This window comes from Rhizobacter sp. (assembly GCF_032229685.1).
In the GTDB taxonomy this organism is placed as follows: Bacteria; Pseudomonadota; Gammaproteobacteria; order Burkholderiales; family Burkholderiaceae_C; genus LMDS01.
The window spans coordinates 208,557-225,097 of sequence record NZ_JAVTWP010000003.1; the positions used below are offsets into that span (position 1 = coordinate 208,557).

The window sequence follows — 16,541 nt, forward strand, 5'->3', positions numbered from 1 at the left end:
GTCAACGGTTGTTGTGCCAAGCCGCGGCCTGCCCGCGCGAGCTCAGCGCCAGCTTGTCGAGGATGTTCGCCACATGCCGCTTCACGGTGTGCGGGCTGATGTCGAGCGCGCGCGCGATGTGCTTGTTGCTGTCGCCCGCGGCAATGCGCGCGAGCACCTCTTGCTCGCGCTGGCTCAGCAACTCGTCGCCGGCCGCTGCCTCGGCCACCGGCTGGCTCGCGTGCAATGACGCCGACAGCTGCGCCGCGGCGCGCAGTTCTTCGCGGTGCGCCGCGCCGAGATGCGGGCCCCAGTTCGCGCCGGCCAGCTCGAGCAGCAGCGCCGGCCCGCACATCAGCGCCTGCCCGCGCACGGCTTCGTGGATGAGCCGCTCCATCACCGGTGCCACCACCGCGGCGGCTTCCTGAATGCGCCCGAGGCGCAGCAGCACGTGGCCGGCACGCAGCGTCAGGTCGGTGCGCTGGCCCATCACGTCCATCTCGTGCAGCTTGGGCAGCAGCAGCCTGAAGTGTTCTGCCGCTTCTTCCCATTGCCCGCAGGCCGCCGCGTACCGCGCGCGCACGGCCCAGGCGCGCGGGTTCCAGCTGCTGCGGTCTTCGATCGGGTTCTCGCGGATCATGGCGGCCCAGCGGCGCAGGTCGGCCGGGTCGCTGCCCAGCGTGCCGTTCATGCGCACGCCGTAGATGGCCGTCTGGTGGCGCCAGAAACGGCGCTGGTCTTCGGGGGCGTCGTCGTAGGTGCCGAGCTTCTTTTCCAGGCGCGCCTGCACTTCGTCGGCACGGCCGCACATCGCCGCGCAGTACATCTGGAAGGTGTCGACCGACCAGGCCAGCTCGCCCGACACGGCCAGCCACTTGAGGTCTTCTTCGGCCTCGCGCAAATCGTTCAGCGCCGCCTCGACGCGGCCGGCCCACAGTGCCTGAAAGGCCCGCAGCATGCGCGTTTCGCCGCGCATCGGCAGCGGCCGGTCGGCGATGCGCGGGCGCACGCCGGCGAGGTAACGGTCGATCAAGGCCGACATGCCGCCGATGGTGGTCCAGTTCGTCACCGGCACACACTGCCACCACAGCAGCAGTGCGTTGCAGCCTTCCAGCAGGCCCAGCAGTTCGGCGTAGCGCGTGGCCAGCAGTTCGTGTTCGCCGCGCCGGTAACACTGCGAGCAGTCGGCCATCAGGGCCAGCAGGCGGGCGTCGCTGACGACGCCGTCGCCACGCAAGGTGTCGACCAGCACGTCGACTTCGTCGTTGCGGTCGAGCGGGTAGAGCGCCTGCGCCAGCGTGGCCTGAGCGCGCTGCAGCTCGGCGGCGTCGCCGGCCGCCTGCGCCAGCTTCACGCCGAGCTCGGCCCAGCGCGCCATCGCGATCCATTGCCAGCGCAGGCCACAGCTCGTCGCGGCCAGGCGGCACAGCCGTGCGCTGCGGTGGGCTTCTGGAAACTGCTCGACCAGGCGCAGCACTTCGTTGCCGCCACCGTGCAAGAGCAGGTCGTGCGCCGCGGCGTCGAGCGCGCTCTCGGCCATCGCCCAGTCGCCGGCCCGCAGCAGGTAGCCCACGCGGCGCAGCGCGTCGAGCTCACCGGCGGCAGCGCGGCGCAACAGCTCGGGGCCTTCGCCGGCCAGGCGCACGGCCTGGCGCGCCAGCAGCGCGTCGCGGAACAGGTCGTGCAGCACCAGCGTGCGTTCATGGGCGTCGAGCGCCGTGGCGAACAGGCCGCGGCGTTCGATCTCGTCGAGCCACTCGGCCGCGCGTCCGTCGCCGCTCACTGCGGCGGCGCGGCTCGCGGTGAGTTCGGGCAGCACGGCGGTGCGCAGCAGAAAGTCGTGCAGCGGCGCCGGCATGTCGTCGAGCACCTCGGAGGCGAGGTAGTCGAAGAGGTGGCGGTCGATCAGCCTGGAGCTGCCCGGCGCCGCACCACCCGGCGCTGCACCGGCGCGAGAGCGCAGAGCCACCAGCGCCAGCCCCAGCCCGGCCGGCCAGCCGGCGGTGCGCTCGAACAAGTCGGCCGCGCGTTCGGCGGCTTGGGCTGGTGCTTCACCGGCGAAGAGCTGCTCGGCTTCGCTGCGGCTGAAACGAAGGTCGTCCTGGTTGAACTCGGCCAGGTCGCCACTGGCACGCAGCCGCGGCAGGGCCAGCGGCGGCGGCGTGCGGCTCGACAGCAGCAGCGTCCAGCGCGGCGGCAGGCGTTCGATCAAGGTGTCGAGCAGCGCGAACACGCTTTGCGACGTGACGCGGTGCAGGTCGTCGAGCACGATCAGGCCGCGCGTGGCGCCGCTGTCGGCCAGCGCGTTCAGCAGTTCGGCCACCGCGCGTTTCATGCCGTCGCCGCTGCCGGCGAGCGCGATCAAGGCCTCGGGCGCGGTGCGCCAGGGCAGGTCGTGCGGCTCGAGCGCCGCCACGAGGCAGGCGAACAGGCGCTCGGCGTCGTCGTCGTGGTCGAGCGAGACCCAGGCGCTGGCAACGCCGCCGCCGTGCTCGGTCAGCTGGGCCGCGAGCGCCGTGGTCTTGCTGAAGCCGGCCGGGGCCTGCAGCAACACCACGCGGTGTGCCGCCACGGCACTGGCGACGGCAGCGTCGAGTTGCGCGCGTGGCACGCGCGACAAGCGCAGCCGCGGCGGCTGGATCTTCGTGGCGGCGAAGCGAAGCGCGTCCATGGGTAGACGAAGGCGCGCAGCCCGGCCCGTTTACCCGAGGTGTTTGCCGAAGTGGTACAGCGAACGTTCGAGCGCGGTGGCCGCTGCGCCGGCGTTGTACGAACCGCGTTGTTCGCAGTTGAAGCCGTGGTGGGCCGCGTAGAGGTGCACCTCGACCTCGGGGTGGGCCTGCTCGAAGGCTTTCACGCTGTCGACGGGAATGTGGGTGTCGAGATCGCCGAAGTGCGCCATCGTCGGCACCTTGGGCTGGCGCGACGGCTCGTTGCCGGCCGTCATGCCGCCGCCGTAATACGCCACCGCTGCCGACAGGCCGCGCACCTGCTCGGCAGAGCGCCACACCAGCAGCCCGCCCCAGCAGTAGCCCACGATGCCGACCTTGCCGGCACGCGCGGCGTAGTCGACCGCGGCCTGGATGTCGGGCATCACGCCAGGCGCCGGCAGCGCCTCGACCGCGCCTTTCAGGCGCATGCCTTCGCCCATGTCGTCGGGCGTGTAGCCGAGCTGCACGTCACGCTCGACGCGGTCGAAGGTCGAAGGCGCCACCGCCAGGTAGCCGGCCGCCGCGTAACCGTCGGCCACACCGCGGATGTGCGAGTTGACGCCGAAGATCTCTTGCAGCACGACGACCGCGCCCTTCGGCTGGCCCGAAGGTTCGGCCACGTACGCGAACGACTTGAAGCCATCGGCGGCGGTGAGGGTGAGGGTGGAAGAAGGCATGGGGCAAGGCTCCTGAGGGTCGGGCAGCGGCGGGGGCGCCACGGCGTGAACCCGGACTTTTACACAGGATCGGTTTCCAAGTCGTCGAAGCGATGGCGGCCACCCGCACGCCGCGGGCCGCCCCTCGTTTTTGCTCTATCGAAAGCCGTTCTTCTTCGTTCACGGCGCGCGCCCGCACCCGTACCGTCACGTCTCTCACCAAGGCGCATGCGCGCCACACGACCCGAATGAAGATCCTTGGCATCCAGGGCAGCCCGTCTGCCGTTTCGCGTTCCGGCAGCTTGCTGGCCTTGGCGCAGTCGCGCCTGCAAGTGGTGGCCAGCAGCGCAGGTTCGATCGCGGTGCGCGAATTGCCCGCACAGGCCTTGCTGCACGCGCAGTTCGATCACCCGCTGATCCAGCTGGCGCTGCCCGAGGTGGCGCAGGCGCAGGTGCTGCTGGTCGCCACGCCGATCTACAAGGCGGCGTACAGCGGCGTGTTGAAGAGCTTTCTCGACCTGCTGCCGCAAGACGCTTTGCGTGGCAAGACGGTGCTGCCGCTCGCCACGGGCGGCAGCATCGCGCACCTGCTGGCGCTCGACTACGCGCTCAAGCCGGTGCTTTCGGCGCTCGGTGCGCGCGACATCCTCGACCCGGTGTTCGCCACCGACGCGCAGATCGTGCGGCACGAGACACTCGGCTATTCACCTTCACCCGAGGTGGTGGCGCGCGTCGAGGCCGCATTGCAGACCCTGATCGACCGCGCCGAAGAGTTCGAGCGCACCGAAACAGCGGCCCGCGAGCGCGACGAGTTGCTCGCGCGGCTGCAGCCCAAAGCCGCCGCGCCCGCCGACCCCAACCCCTGGCCGGCGCGCGACCTGCGCTGGTCCGTTTGAAGCCAACCTCTTCTTTCAACCGCAGGAGAAACCTGTCATGAGCATTACCGCCATCAACGTGCGCAACCAGTTCCGCGGCAAGATCAGGGAAGTCATCGAAGGGCCGGTCGTTTCCGAGATCGACGTCGAAACACCTTCGGGCCTGATCGTCACCTCGGTCATCACCACCCGTTCGATCAAGGAACTGGGCCTTGTCACCGGCAAGGAAGTGATCGCGCTGGTGAAAGCCACCGAAGTCTCGATTGCCACGCTGTAGAAACACCCGCCACCGGAGAACGACGATGGCCTTCAAGGGCGACCCCGTTCGGCTGCTGGTGATCCCGGGGCTGAACGACAGCGGGCCTGCACATTGGCAGACCTGGCTGCAAGCGCACTTCAGCCGCCACGCCGTGCGGGTGGAGCAAGACGACTGGGCCCGCGCCGACCTGGCGCGCTGGTCGCAGCGCATCGAGGTCACACTCGCGCAGCACCCTGGCGCGCGCTGGGTGGCCGTGGCCCACAGCTTCGGTTGCCTCGCGCTCCTGCGCTTTCTGGCGCAGGGCGGCGAGGGCGTTCAGTCGGCCTTGCTGGTGGCGCCGGCCGACCCGGCCAAGTTCGGCGTGGGGCACAAGATGCCGCAGGCGCAACTGACAGTCCCTTCGGTCTTGCTCGCGAGTGAAACCGACCCGTGGATGAAATTCGAGTCGGCCTGCGGCTGGGGCCGCGTGTGGGGTTCGCAGCTGCTGAGCCTGGGCGACGCCGGGCACATCAACACCGAGGCCGGCTTCGGGCCGCTGCCGCAGGCCAAGGCGCTCGTCGAGCAGATGGTGCAGCGGCTCGAAGGCCAGCGCCGCATCGACCGCGCGCACCCGCTCGAACTGTCGTTCGCGATCTGAGCCGGCACTTCGGTGCGGCGCCGAAGGTCGTTCGTTCTTCTCCTACAGCCGGAGGGCATGTTCACGCCCTCGCCAGCCGGCACCGAAGCAAGCAGCATAGGCAGACTTGCCCGAAGGGATGAACGATGCAGCTCCGTGACTTGTTTTCTTCGGCACTGATCGGTGCCGTTGCCAGTGCCCGTTCGATGACACCCATGGCCAGCATCGCGATGGCGCGCTTGCTGGGGCGTGACACGCCCGGGCGACTGATCGCGCTCGACCGACCGCTGTTTCGCTTCGGTGCGTTGGCGATGGGTGTGGGTGAACTGTTTGGCGACAAGATGAAGAGCGCACCCGATCGCACCGTCCCGTTGGGGCTGGCCGCTCGCGTGATGAGCGCAGGGATCGCAGGCGCCGCCCTGGCGCCGCAGGGCCGCGAGGCGGCGGGTGCTTCAGTGGCCGTGGCCGCCGCCGTGCCGCTGGCCTACCTGACGCTGGCTGGCCGCGAGCGCGCGATGGCGCGCATCGGCCAGACACGCAGCGGCCTGATCGAGGATGCACTGGTGGTGACAGCCGGCGTGTTGATCGTGGCGCTGGCCGTGCGACGCTCGGTGCGCGCATGATGCGAACCAACCGGGAGCTGCCATGACAATTTTTCGAACCACCACTCGCACGCCATCAGACTCGTCGGCGTGCCAAGCGCCTGCGCGCACCGCGAGCAAGCTCGTGCAGCACCCCGTGCTGGCCACGGTGCTGGTGTCGCTGCTTGCACTCGCCGGGTGCGCGGGTGGGAGCATCGGCATAGGCGGCTTCGGCGGCGGGGGAGGTGGTGGCGTCGGCGTGGGGGTGAGCGTTCCGATCGGCGGCACGGCCAATCAGGCGCCCTACGTGGTCAGCGAAGGCGAGCGGGTGATTCAGCCTGGCATGACGAGCGCTGAAGTCATCCGCAAACTCGGCTACCCGTACTACCAGTTCGGCGTGCGGCAAGACGACGCCACGGTCTGGAACTACCGCATGCGTTACGGGTCGTGCCTGATCTACCAGGTCAGCATCTTGCCCAACGGCGTCGTCAAGGACGCCGGCGAGGCCTACGACCCGGCCTGCGACCGGCCTGAGCGTCGGCCTTGGTAGGCGGAGCGGCTGAGGGCGTCGCAACCCTTGGGTGCACAGAGAACTCTCGCCCCTTTGTTGGAGCTCCTTCAAGCTGGTGTCGAGAGAGTCTGCAATCGGCCATGAGCCGACATACACGCGCAGCTCGCAAAGCGGTCGATTAGCCCGAGCACGGGTTGCGTAACAATCGTTCGGTTCTCGCTCGGCGGCAGCAGGGACCAATTCCCGCTGACTCCCCGACGCGTAGCGCAAAATGGGGTCGGAGCTGGCGTTCAGGCCGGGGTCGTGCGATGTTGATTCTGAAATGGTTGTTGATCTTTTTGGCCGTGGTGGTCGTCGGCGCGATCGGTGCTGGTCAGGCGGGGCTTTTCGGCAGCTCGCCGCCGACCGACCTCGGTGTCCACGACGGCAAACTCAAGCCGCCGTCGGCGACGGACAACAGCGTGTCCAGCCAGGCATCGCTGTACCCGAGCAACCCGCAACACCAAGCCGCACAGATTGCGCCGCTGCCGCTTCGCGGTGATGGCCCCGCGACCATCGCCAAGATCAGGGCCGCCGTCGAGACCATGGCCGGCGCCAAGGTCGTCAAGAGCGATGGCGACTACCTGTACGCGCGCTTCACGACGCCGCTGATGAAGTTCGTCGACGACGTGGAGTTCTGGTACGACCCTGCCGCCCAGGTGATCCAGGTGCGTTCGGCCTCCCGCGTCGGCAAGGGCGACATGGGCGTCAACCGCAAGCGGATCGAAGCCGTGCGCGCTGCGCTGCCCGCGTCGCCCTGAGGTCGGGCCCGGCGCGGCGGGTGGGACTTCAGGCGCTGGCGCCGAAGCGGCCCACGAAGCGCCGGTCGATCCAATCCTTCCACTGCCAGACCCAGGCTCCGTGCCAGGCCCAGCGGCCCCACGAGGCAAATGCATGCCCGTCGCCGGTGCTGATGAGGTAGAGCGCGCGCCGCTGTGGATGCCATGCGTGGAGGGGACGCCCTTCGCATCGGGCGCGAAGGTTGTGGGCTAGCGTCGGCCCCGCCCGCACCGCGAAGACACCGGACTTGGGGCGCTGTTCCGGCAGTGCCGCGATGTCTCCGGCGGCGAAGATCTGCGGGTGCGGCAAGCTCTGGAGCGTTGGGCCGACCAGGATGAACCCACGGTCATCGGTGGCCAGCCCGGCCGAGCGCGGCCAAGCCGGGGCCGCGGCGCCGGTAACGACCAGGCAGGCGTCGAAGTCGAGGGCCGTGCCGTCGCTGAAGCTCATCCGGTTCGGCTCGATCCGCTCGGCCTGGTGGCCGCCGACCCAGGTGATACCGCGTTCGGCCAACAACGCGGCGGCCTGTCGGCGCAGCTTGTCCGGTGCGCCGTCGAGGGGACGCGTGTCCGATCCAACAAGACTCAGGCGCACATGGTCCCAACCTTCGATCGCGGCACGGTGGCGTATCGCGAACGCCAGTTCGACCCCGGCGGCGCCGGCGCCGAGGATGACCAGGTCGAAGCGCTGACCGGCGTTGCGCAGACGCTCGACGATCGCCGGCCACGCGGCGACGAAGCCCTCGATCGGGCGGATCGGCAGCGCGTGTTCCACGCCGCCGGGCAAGCTCGCGATGGATGCCACCGGACCGGTGTCGATCGAAAGGATGTCGAAGGGCCGCTCGGCGCCGTCGTCGCAGCGAATCGATTGGCGGGTTGGATCGATCGCGACGGCGGCCGCCTGGTCGAACGTGACGCCGCCACGCGCGGCCAGCGCATCCAACGCGATCGCGCACGCATCGAGCGGGTAGTGACCGGCGACCCAGGCGGGCAGCATGCCGGAGTAGATCTGGCGCCGGTATGGCGTGACGAGTCTGACGTCCCACCCGGCCATCGGCCGCTCGGCCAGGCTGGCCAGGACAGCAAGCTGTGCGTGGCCACCGCCCAGCAGCACTAGACGCCTCATGGCGCGGCCTTCGCCAGCAGCGCGTCCAGGCGTCCGAGCTGTTCGGGGAGGTCCACGTCCCACAGGGTCTCGAATTCGCGCACGCGAAGGCCCAGCGCGTGCGCGCGCGCGCGGGTTTCCGGCATCACGCGATCGGTGCTCCACGGCATATCCGCGAAAAGCTCTGGTTGCGGCGCTCGCAGGCCAACGAGTGCATAGCCGCCGTCCTCGGCCGGATGGAAAACGGCGTCGTCGCCATCGATCAGCGCCTGCGCCGCAGCGCGCAGATGCTCGGGGCGCAACACCGGGCAATCGGTGCCGACGACGATCACAGGGCCCTGCGCGCAGTGCAACCCGAACGCGGTGTGCATGCGGGCGCCGAGATCGCCGCCGGGCTGCACAAGCAGCTCGACGCCGGCGGTCTGCTTCAACGCGCGGAAGAAGCGATGCCGTCTGTCGGGTGCACACCAGACCGTGACCACGCCGAGCCCCGCGTCGAGCGCGCGCGCTACGGTCATCCGCGTCAGGCGCCGTTGCAGCCGCGCGGCGCCCATCGCACCGAGCGCGGGGATCAGTCGTGTCTTCGCCAGACCCGGGATAGGAGCCTTCGCCATGATCGCGATCTGCACGGTCTGTAGCATCTCAGCGCGGTGGGGCACGGTAGCCATAGCGCAACGCGAGCTTCGCAGGGTCGGCGCCGAGGAAGTACGCCGCGCGCAGACGCCACATCAGCAGGATCGTGCGCCACGCGCCGTGCCGTTCCCAGCGCCTTGCGGAGGTCGTGACCCGTTCGCGCAGGCAGGCTGGCGGCGCCTGGCGCTTGAGCAGCGTCGACAGCGCGACATCCTCCATCAGCGGCTGGTCCGGGAAGCCGCCGATCCGGTCGAACAGGTCTTGGCGGACGAAGATGGCCTGGTCGCCCGTGGCGATGCCGGTCCAGCGCGAGCGCAGATTCATCAGCGCCTCGACGACGCGCATCAACGGTCGCGGACTGTCGATCGCCACGTCGAACCGGCCCCAATCGCGCGCGCCTAGCAGCGCGCTGCGCAGCAGCGCATCGGCGTCGTGTGGCAAACGGGTGTCGGCGTGCAGGAACAGCAGCAGCTCCGCGCGGCACGCCGCCGCGCCGGCATTCATCTGCCGCGCCCGGCCCTGCGGGGCGACGAAGGCGATGTCGGCGAGATCGCGTGCGATCGCCAAGGAGTGGTCGGCACTGCCCCCGTCGACGACGACGACACGCGCGCCGCGCTGGCGAAACGGCTGCAATGCGCGCAGACACTCGACGAGGTTTGGCGCTTCGTCGAGGATCGGTACGACGATGCACAGCGAAGGGTTCATCGCATTCATGCCTCAGCGCGCATCGTTGAGCGACCAGTCGTAGTCGAGGTAACGGACCTTGAAGCGGCCGGCGCGCAGCTCGGCCCGCGCCGCCGGCGTCGTGCCCAGCACATCGGCGTTTCGAATGAACAGGCTCTGCAGCGAGGCGATGCCTTGGTGGCCTTGTTCGAAATCGGCGTGGTACCACTCGAACAGCTTCGACACCGCCAGCGTTCCGTTCGGCGCATCGAAGCGATTGCGGCTGCGGTCCGACAGGAAGCGGCGCATCGCGTCGTCCAGTTGCGCACCGAGGTGTTCGCCGACGTACGCTTCTTCGCGCAGCATCGGGCAGCTGACCGATGCGCACACGACGGCCACATGGATGCGCGGGTCGTCGAACACTCCGGGCGCGCGGATCAGCCTGTGTTCGAGATCGTCGAGGCTGCGCTGCTCGCCGAGCAGCGTAAAGAACTTGCGCGTCCACGGGCTCTGAAACACGCTGCCCAGGTCTTTGATCGAGGCCAGGTCGGGGTAGCGCGTCAACACCAGCTCGATGGTGAAGGCGTTGTAGGCGTTGATCAGAAACGCCAGCCGGACGTCTCGCGACCAGCTGGCGTACTCCTGCGGCGTGACCGCACTCAGGCTGGCGAGGTAGTCGCGCAGCGGCTTCGGATCGGCGCGGAGGGCGGCGTAGCGAACGGTCGACGCCACACCACCCGGCGCAACGACGGCCTGCTGCTTCAGCAGTGCGTCCCACGCCAAGTGGCGCAGATCGAATGCCGCGTTTGCCAGTGACGTCCACAGCAGTGCAAACAGTGCCAAAAGCGTCATCAGGACTCGGCGTGCTCGATGCATCGTGCCCTCCGGCTCAGCCCCGCCGCCACGCATGAAAGCGCTCGACCCAAGCCAGCAGCCGCTGCGGCGCGTGGGCGCGCTTCCAGTTGCCGGCCACGGCCTTGTTGGCCTCGGCCATCGTCGGGTAGGTGTGGATCGTGCCGAGGATCTTGTTCAGACCGATGCCGTGCTTCATCGCGAGCACGAACTCAGCGAGCAGGTCGCCCGCGTGTTCGCCGACGATGGTGGCACCGAGGATACGGTCCTTGCCCGGCTCCGTCAGCACCTTGACGAAGCCGTGTGCTTCGCCATCGGCGATGGCGCGGTCCAGGTCGTCGAGGGCGTAGGTCGTGACCTCGTACGGCACCTTCTTTTCCTTCGCTTCCAGTTCGTTCAGGCCGACGCGAGCGACTTCCGGGTCGACGAAGGTGGCCCATGGAATCACGCGGTAGTCGGCCCGGAACTTCTTGAACGGATCGAACAGCGCGTTGACCGCGGCATACCAGGCTTGATGGGAGGCGGTGTGCGTGAACTGGTACGGCCCGGCCACGTCGCCGGCCGCGTAGATGTTCGCGAAGTTGGTCTGCAGGAAGGCATTGACCTCGACCGTGCGGCCGGTGGTGACGCCGAGCTCCTCCAGCCCGAAGCCCGTCAGGTTGGCGTGGCGGCCGACCGCGACCAGCAGTGCATCGAACGGGGTGCGCACCTCGCTTCCGGCGTGTTCGGCGATCAGCAGCTTCTCGCCGTCGATCACCTCGATCCGCTTCGCGGTGTGCTCGAGCAGCACGACGATGCCCTCGGCGCGAAACCGTGCCGCCACAAGAGCCGAGACGTCCACGTCCTCGCGCATCAGCAGGCGCGGCGCCTGCTCGACCTGCGTGACGCGCGACCCCAGCCGCGCGAAGGTCTGCGCCAGTTCGCTGCCGATCGGCCCGCCACCGAGCACGACGAGCCGTTCGGGCCGCTGCCGCAGGTTCCACACGTTCTCGGAGGTCAGCACCTCGACCTGCTCGATGCCGGGGATCGGCGGCACGAACGGGCGCGCGCCGGTCGCGATGACAATGCTGCGCGTGGTCAGGCGTCGAATCTGCCCGTCGGCCTGCGTGATTTCGACCTCCCACGGCGAGACGATACGGGCCGCGCCCATGACGACGTCGACCCCGAGCGCGGTGTAGCGCTCGACCGAATCGTGCGGTTCGATCGCCTGGATGACGCGCTGCACGCGCACCATCGCTTCGGCAAAATCGAACTCGACCTGCGCCGAGCGCACGCCAAACTCGCTCGCGCGCCTGACCTGCGAGAGAAACCGCGCCGAGCGGATCAGCGCCTTCGACGGCACGCAGCCGGTGTACAGGCAGTCGCCGCCGAGCCGGTGCTTCTCGACCAGCGTCACCTTCGCCTTGACGGCGGCGGCGATGTAAGCCGAGACCAGGCCGGCCGAGCCGGCACCGATGACCACGAGGTTGCGATCAAAGCGCGAAGGCTTGTTCCACCGGCGTGTGACAGTTCGCGCCCGGAACCAGTCGATGCCCTTCTTCGCGATCAGCGGAAAGACGCCGAGCAGCGCCAGCGAAGCAATCACGCCAGGCGATGCCACATCGGCGAGCTTGTCGATGCGCGCGAGCTGGGTTCCGGCGTTGACATAGACGACCGTGCCCAGCAGCATGCCGAGCTGGCTGACCCAGTAGAACGTCAGCAGCCGGATATGGGTCAGGCCCATCGCGAGGTTGATCAGGAAGAACGGGAACAGCGGTACGACGCGCAGGGTGAAGAGGTAGAACGCGCCGTCCTTCTGCACGCCCTCGTTGATCGCGTCGAGCCGCTCGCCGAATTTCGCCTGCACCCAGTCGCGCAACACCACACGCGACACCAGGAACGCGAGCGTCGCGCCGATCGAGGCCGCGAACGACGCGATCAGGGTGCCCCAGCCTAGCCCGAATATCGCGCCGGCCGCGAGTGTCAGGATGGTCGCGCCCGGCAACGACAGCGCGGTGATGGCGATGTAGATGCCGAAGAAGGTCAGCCCGGCCACGAGCGGGTTGGCGGCTCGCCAGGCTTCGAGCTGGCTTTGCTGGCCCTTGATGTACTCCAGGCTCAGGTAGCGCTGCAACCCGAGTACGAAGAACGCGATCACCGCCACCACCAGCACGGCCAGCAGGCCCCAACGCTTGCCTGCACTCATGGCTCTGTACCTTGGCGCATTTCCGGCCGGAACGCCTGCCAGCCCCAGTAGATGCGGGTCACGATCGTGACCGCGCACATTGCCGCGAACAGCAGGGCGAGCGCCGCGAACTGCTGCGGCCAGATGCACATCGCGATGAAGAAGGCGAGCGTCTCGGTGGCTTCGGTCAGGCCGCCGAGAAAGTAGAACGACTTGCCGGGGTAGTCGACGCTGGTCAGCCCGCGCTTGGCCGCGATCGTCGCGAACGCGAGAAAGCAGGTGCCGGTGCCGACGAACGCGGCGAGCAGCACGGCTGCCGGCAGCGCGTTGGCGGTTGGGTTCGCGATCGCGAAGGCGAGCGGGATCGCCGGGTAGAACAGGAAGTCGAGGCTGATGTCGAGAAAGCCGCCGCGGTCGGTCGGTGCGGTGGCGCGTGCGACCGCACCATCGAGGCCGTCGAGCAGGCGGGAGACGAGAATCAGCGCGGCACCGAGCCAGAAGGCGTGCACGGCGATGGCGACCGCTGCCGCCCAGCCGACCGCCAGGCCGGCGAAGGTCAGCGCATCGGCGCCGATCCCGCGCCACACGAGCCCGCGCGCGAGGTGCTCGAGGGCGGGGCGGATCAAAGCGGTGGTTTGGCGATCGATCATGTTGTGCGCGGCCCGATGATGACCGCGTCCTGCAAGGTCTTGGTTTGTACGGACTGCCCGAGTGAGTCGATATCGTGCAGCACCCGTTCGACGACCGGCGCGCTCAGGTAGTGATCGGCCCGGCCACGCACGTGCGCGATCAGTGCGGGCTCGCTGAGCTGGGCCGACCAGTCTTCGCCCTCTGCAGCGGCCGAGCGCGCCGCGCTCGATGCGACCCGCCACTTCGCGCACCAGGTGATCGACCACAGCCACATCGCGCGCCGCAGCGGCAGATGCCAGTCGTTCCATGCAGCCGCCGACGGCCCCATTTCGCGCGACCAGTCGGCGTAGGCGGCCGCGACCTCGTCGACGCTGAGCACGGCGCTGCTGGTCGCATCCCACGTGGTCGAGGTGTAGAGCGTCGCGTGGGCCAGATCGAGCGGCGCGTAGCTGTAGCGGCATTTCTCCAGATCGACCAGCACCGCGCGCCCATCGCCGCGGACCACGAAATTGCCCGGGTGCGCATCGAACGAGATCAGGCAACGCGGCGGCCGCGGCGGCCGGTCGCACAGCGCTTGCAAGCGCTCGATCTCGGCGTCGATGCAGCGCCGCGCGATCGGTTCGATCTGCGCGGCGTCCAGGTGTGCGGCTTGCGCCTCGACCTCGGCCAGCAGGTCGCGCAGGGGATCGGCGCCCGAGGTCAGGGGCGCGCGCGCATCCCGCGCCGGCAAGGGCAGTTGGTGGATGCGCGCCAGCGCGGTCACGATCGCCGGCATGTCCTGCGGCAACTGCGCGGCACGCCCGATGATCTCTTCGACGATCAGGGCGCCGCGCGGCAACGCGGGGGAAGGTGCCAGCACGCCGAGTAGCGTGGGTGTGTGGCGGCTGCGGGCGGCACGCTCGAAGCAGGCCGCCTGGTAGGCCAGGTTCACCGCGGGCGCGAGGCCGATCTGGCTTTGCTTCGGGATGCGCGCCAGCGCGCCGTGGCCGACGAGCCGCACGTGGGTGTGGGCCAAGCCGCTGTCGGGCAGCAGCTCGAGCTCGGCGCCGGCCCATTGCACGCGTGCCTGTGCCAGCGCGGCGGCAAGGCGCTTCCGGACGTCCGTCGTGTCGCGTCTCATGCGAGCACCACCACCGGCCCATCCGCTGCATCGGCATCGGCCGCGTCGTGGGTCACCATCAGCGTCGGCAGGTCGAGACGCCGCACGTGCTCGAACACGAAGCGCCGGAACTCCTCGCGCAGCGCCGCATCGAGCTTGCCGAAGGGCTCGTCGAGCAACAGCAACTGAGGCTCCGACAGCAGCGTGCGCAGCAGCGCCACGCGCGCCCGCTGGCCGCCGGACAACGTCGCGGGATCGCGCTCGCCGTAGCCGGCGAGGCCCGCTTCCGAGAGCGCCTCATCGACCACGTGGCGCCGCGCGCTGCGCGAGCGCACCGAGGCCGGCACGCCGAACAGCAGGTTGCCCGCGACCGACAGGTGCGGGAACAACAGGTCGTCCTGGAACAGGATGCCGGCGCGGCGGGCGTGCGGCGGTTCGTCGTTAAGGCGTCGTGTGCCGATCGACACGTCGCCAGTGGCCACGAACGGCGCCTGCAGGAAGCCGCCGATCCAGGCCAGCAGGCTCGACTTGCCGGAGCCGCTGGCGCCCATCACCGTCACCACCTGACCCGCGGCGACATCGATCGACAGATGCCGGATCAGTTCGCGGCCGGGCAGCGCGATGCGCACATCACGGATGCACAAGGCCTGCGGCGTGCCGTTCGTCATGCCATGCCCTTGCGACGCCGGTACACCACCGCCGGCAGCATCAACGCTGCGCCGTAGACCAGCAACGGGATGCCTGCCTGCAGCAAGGCATACACACCCATGATGCGCGGGTCGGCACCCGAAGACAGCGTGACCGCTTCGGTCGTCAGCGTCGCCACGCGGCCGGCACCGGCGAACAGCGTCGGTAGGTACTGGCCGACGCTCACCGCGCAGCCGATCGCGAATGCGAGCAGCAGTGGCCTGAGCAGGATCGGCAGGCGCACGCGGCACAGCACCTGCCACGGCGACACGCCCAATGCCGCCGCGCTGCGGGCATAGCGCGGGTCGAGCGCGCGCCACGGGTCGGCGATCGAGAGAAACGCGTACGGCAACACGAACACGAGGTGTGCCCACGCCACGGCGAGCCAGCTGCCATCCAGACCCAGCTTCACCAGCACGACCTGAAAGCCGTACAGAAAGGCGATCTGCGGCACCAGCAGTGGCGCGTAGACCAGCCACAGCACGCGTCGTGTCGGCATCCGGCCACGGCGCGTTTCGGACTCGAGGCAGGCGACCGCCAGCAGCACGCCGGCCGCTGCACTCGCGAGCGCGAGGCCCATCGTCGTGATCACGGTCTCGGCGATGCGCGGGAGTTGCAGCGACCATGTCTGCGTTGTCCACTGCTGGGGCAAGGCGGCGGGAAAGCGCCAGCTCTGCGCCAGCGACCAGACCGCCGTGCCGAGCAGCGCGACCCCGCCCAGCGTCAGCGCGATCGCCGCGAGCCCCGCCGAGACGCGGGCTACCGGTTCGATGGCCCCGGCGCGCACCCCGCGCTCGCACCATGCTCGGCCGATGTGCGCCACGCCGACTTCGCCTGCGCGCCATCCCAGCAGCGCCGCGAGCACCAGTACCCCCTGCAAGGTGGCCGCGGCGGCGGCCGGAAAGTAACGCTGCAGGTCATAGTCGGCGAACCAGCGCGCGGCGAGCAGAGCCAGCGGGGGTGGATTGCCCGGCCCGAGGATCAGGCCGACCTCGACGGTCGACATCGAGAACGCCAGCACGGCGTAGACCGGCAAGCGGAGCTGCGCGTAGACGGGCGGGAAGACGAGCTTTAACCAGGCTGTGGCGGGGCTGTATCCCAGCGACGCACCTGTCCGTCGCAGCGCGGCGTGCGGGACCTGGTTCAATGCGGCCGTGATCATCAGGATCAGGTACGGCACCTCCTTGAGCACGAGGCCCAGGACCATCGCCAGGCCCTGGGGGTCGCGCACGGTCACCAGGTCCACGGGAGGACGATCCCAGCCCGTGAGCAGGGGCGATGCCAGCCGCAACAGCCAGCCGCTCGGCGCAATCACGAACGCGAACCCGATCGCCAGCGCGACATGCGGCGTGGCCAGCAACGGTGACACCAGCGTGGAAACACGGCGATAGATCGCGTGCTCCTGAAGCAGCGCGCAAAACGACGTGGCGAGTGCGAGCGAGAGGGCCGTGGCAAGCAAGCCGGTCTGGACGCTCAATCGCGCCGAGGTCATCACGCCCGGCTGCTCCGCCAGCGCGCGCCAAGGCTCGACCGACAGGTACTCCCCACCGATCGCCGGAAGGTAGCCGAAGGCGGGAAGCAAGGTTCCCACCAGCCCCGCCACGACCGGCAGCAGAAACGCCGCGATCGTGATCCACGGCGCAATGGCCCAGACACCGCCCGTCTGCGTGACAGAAGGCGAGCGCGGATTCATAACGTGGTG

General features: G+C 69.3%; 17 protein-coding genes. 6 read left to right on the forward strand and 11 right to left on the reverse strand.

The window, feature by feature from the left end:
- Window position 1: 1 nt before the first annotated feature.
- Both AC30PD_RS01935 and AC30PD_RS01940 read right to left on the reverse strand, forming a co-directional pair.
- The gene (locus tag AC30PD_RS01935; RefSeq protein WP_489533946.1) at window positions 2-2,650 is read right to left on the reverse strand and encodes a helix-turn-helix transcriptional regulator; all 2,649 of its coding nucleotides are present in this window, start codon (window positions 2,648-2,650) and stop codon (window positions 2-4) included.
- Window positions 2,651-2,680: 30 nt separating this feature from the next.
- A complete protein-coding gene (locus AC30PD_RS01940; protein WP_489533947.1) occupies window positions 2,681-3,367 on the reverse strand; it encodes a dienelactone hydrolase family protein in 687 nt (228 codons plus the stop codon).
- Between the two features lie 227 nt (window positions 3,368-3,594).
- Here AC30PD_RS01940 and ssuE point away from each other — a divergent pair, with 227 nt between their 5' ends.
- From ssuE to AC30PD_RS01970, 6 genes are all read left to right on the forward strand, one after another.
- Window positions 3,595-4,242: an NADPH-dependent FMN reductase gene (gene ssuE / locus AC30PD_RS01945; protein ID WP_489533948.1), complete on the forward strand. Its 648-nt coding sequence runs from the start codon at window positions 3,595-3,597 to the stop codon at window positions 4,240-4,242.
- Between the two features lie 37 nt (window positions 4,243-4,279).
- Window positions 4,280-4,498 carry a TOBE domain-containing protein gene (locus AC30PD_RS01950; RefSeq protein WP_489533949.1) on the forward strand — a complete coding sequence of 73 codons (219 nt, stop codon included), beginning with the start codon at window positions 4,280-4,282 and terminating at the stop codon, window positions 4,496-4,498.
- A gap of 25 nt (window positions 4,499-4,523) precedes the next feature.
- Window positions 4,524-5,117, forward strand: a complete 594-nt coding sequence (locus tag AC30PD_RS01955; protein ID WP_489533950.1) for an RBBP9/YdeN family alpha/beta hydrolase — start codon at window positions 4,524-4,526, stop codon at window positions 5,115-5,117.
- 125 nt (window positions 5,118-5,242) lie between these two features.
- Window positions 5,243-5,719 (forward strand): hypothetical protein, encoded by a 477-nt coding sequence (locus AC30PD_RS01960; RefSeq protein ID WP_489533951.1) that lies wholly within the window; start codon window positions 5,243-5,245, stop codon window positions 5,717-5,719.
- A gap of 22 nt (window positions 5,720-5,741) precedes the next feature.
- A complete protein-coding gene (locus AC30PD_RS01965; RefSeq protein WP_489533952.1) occupies window positions 5,742-6,227 on the forward strand; it encodes a hypothetical protein in 486 nt (161 codons plus the stop codon).
- A gap of 305 nt (window positions 6,228-6,532) precedes the next feature.
- Window positions 6,533-6,988: a DUF1499 domain-containing protein gene (locus AC30PD_RS01970; protein WP_489533953.1), complete on the forward strand. Its 456-nt coding sequence runs from the start codon at window positions 6,533-6,535 to the stop codon at window positions 6,986-6,988.
- Window positions 6,989-7,016: 28 nt separating this feature from the next.
- Here the strand turns inward: AC30PD_RS01970 and AC30PD_RS01975 are convergent, their stop codons facing one another.
- The 9 genes from AC30PD_RS01975 to AC30PD_RS02015 are packed head-to-tail and all read right to left on the reverse strand — an operon-like array spanning window position 7,017 to window position 16,532.
- The gene (locus AC30PD_RS01975) at window positions 7,017-8,120 is read right to left on the reverse strand and encodes an FAD-dependent oxidoreductase (RefSeq protein ID WP_489533954.1); all 1,104 of its coding nucleotides are present in this window, start codon (window positions 8,118-8,120) and stop codon (window positions 7,017-7,019) included.
- A gap of 8 nt (window positions 8,121-8,128) precedes the next feature.
- Window positions 8,129-8,740, reverse strand: coding sequence for a TIGR04282 family arsenosugar biosynthesis glycosyltransferase (locus tag AC30PD_RS01980; protein WP_489533955.1), 612 nt, complete (start codon window positions 8,738-8,740; stop codon window positions 8,129-8,131).
- 13 nt (window positions 8,741-8,753) lie between these two features.
- Complete coding sequence (locus tag AC30PD_RS01985; RefSeq protein ID WP_489533956.1) at window positions 8,754-9,458, reverse strand: TIGR04283 family arsenosugar biosynthesis glycosyltransferase; 705 nt, start codon at window positions 9,456-9,458, stop codon at window positions 8,754-8,756.
- Between the two features lie 3 nt (window positions 9,459-9,461).
- The gene (locus AC30PD_RS01990; protein ID WP_489533957.1) at window positions 9,462-10,259 is read right to left on the reverse strand and encodes a DUF547 domain-containing protein; all 798 of its coding nucleotides are present in this window, start codon (window positions 10,257-10,259) and stop codon (window positions 9,462-9,464) included.
- A 37-nt stretch (window positions 10,260-10,296) separates the two neighbouring features.
- Window positions 10,297-12,444 carry a dihydrolipoyl dehydrogenase family protein gene (locus AC30PD_RS01995; protein ID WP_489533958.1) on the reverse strand — a complete coding sequence of 716 codons (2,148 nt, stop codon included), beginning with the start codon at window positions 12,442-12,444 and terminating at the stop codon, window positions 10,297-10,299.
- The gene (locus AC30PD_RS02000) at window positions 12,441-13,073 is read right to left on the reverse strand and encodes a CDP-alcohol phosphatidyltransferase family protein (RefSeq protein WP_489533959.1); all 633 of its coding nucleotides are present in this window, start codon (window positions 13,071-13,073) and stop codon (window positions 12,441-12,443) included. Before AC30PD_RS02000 ends, AC30PD_RS01995 begins: the two co-directional genes overlap by 4 nt.
- Window positions 13,070-14,173, reverse strand: coding sequence for an aminoglycoside phosphotransferase family protein (locus AC30PD_RS02005; RefSeq protein ID WP_489533960.1), 1,104 nt, complete (start codon window positions 14,171-14,173; stop codon window positions 13,070-13,072). Before AC30PD_RS02005 ends, AC30PD_RS02000 begins: the two co-directional genes overlap by 4 nt.
- Window positions 14,170-14,820 carry an ATP-binding cassette domain-containing protein gene (locus tag AC30PD_RS02010; RefSeq protein ID WP_489533961.1) on the reverse strand — a complete coding sequence of 217 codons (651 nt, stop codon included), beginning with the start codon at window positions 14,818-14,820 and terminating at the stop codon, window positions 14,170-14,172. Before AC30PD_RS02010 ends, AC30PD_RS02005 begins: the two co-directional genes overlap by 4 nt.
- Window positions 14,817-16,532: an ABC transporter permease gene (locus tag AC30PD_RS02015; RefSeq protein ID WP_489533962.1), complete on the reverse strand. Its 1,716-nt coding sequence runs from the start codon at window positions 16,530-16,532 to the stop codon at window positions 14,817-14,819. Before AC30PD_RS02015 ends, AC30PD_RS02010 begins: the two co-directional genes overlap by 4 nt.
- Window positions 16,533-16,541 lie beyond the last annotated feature (9 nt).

Excerpts from the sequence above, each read along its gene's own strand:
- AC30PD_RS01935 (WP_489533946.1), bottom strand. The coding sequence starts at position 2,650 with ATGGACGCGCTTCGCTTCGCCGCCACGAAGATCCAGCCGCCGCGGCTG.
- AC30PD_RS01940 (WP_489533947.1), bottom strand. The coding sequence starts at position 3,367 with ATGCCTTCTTCCACCCTCACCCTCACCGCCGCCGATGGCTTCAAGTCG.
- ssuE (WP_489533948.1), top strand. The coding sequence starts at position 3,595 with ATGAAGATCCTTGGCATCCAGGGCAGCCCGTCTGCCGTTTCGCGTTCC.
- AC30PD_RS01950 (WP_489533949.1), top strand. The coding sequence starts at position 4,280 with ATGAGCATTACCGCCATCAACGTGCGCAACCAGTTCCGCGGCAAGATC.
- AC30PD_RS01955 (WP_489533950.1), top strand. The coding sequence starts at position 4,524 with ATGGCCTTCAAGGGCGACCCCGTTCGGCTGCTGGTGATCCCGGGGCTG.
- AC30PD_RS01960 (WP_489533951.1), top strand. The coding sequence starts at position 5,243 with ATGCAGCTCCGTGACTTGTTTTCTTCGGCACTGATCGGTGCCGTTGCC.
- AC30PD_RS01965 (WP_489533952.1), top strand. The coding sequence starts at position 5,742 with ATGACAATTTTTCGAACCACCACTCGCACGCCATCAGACTCGTCGGCG.
- AC30PD_RS01985 (WP_489533956.1), bottom strand. The coding sequence starts at position 9,458 with ATGAATGCGATGAACCCTTCGCTGTGCATCGTCGTACCGATCCTCGAC.
- AC30PD_RS01990 (WP_489533957.1), bottom strand. The coding sequence starts at position 10,259 with ATGACGCTTTTGGCACTGTTTGCACTGCTGTGGACGTCACTGGCAAAC.
- AC30PD_RS01995 (WP_489533958.1), bottom strand. The coding sequence starts at position 12,444 with ATGAGTGCAGGCAAGCGTTGGGGCCTGCTGGCCGTGCTGGTGGTGGCG.
- AC30PD_RS02000 (WP_489533959.1), bottom strand. The coding sequence starts at position 13,073 with ATGATCGATCGCCAAACCACCGCTTTGATCCGCCCCGCCCTCGAGCAC.
- AC30PD_RS02005 (WP_489533960.1), bottom strand. The coding sequence starts at position 14,173 with ATGAGACGCGACACGACGGACGTCCGGAAGCGCCTTGCCGCCGCGCTG.
- AC30PD_RS02010 (WP_489533961.1), bottom strand. The coding sequence starts at position 14,820 with ATGACGAACGGCACGCCGCAGGCCTTGTGCATCCGTGATGTGCGCATC.
- AC30PD_RS02015 (WP_489533962.1), bottom strand. The coding sequence starts at position 16,532 with ATGAATCCGCGCTCGCCTTCTGTCACGCAGACGGGCGGTGTCTGGGCC.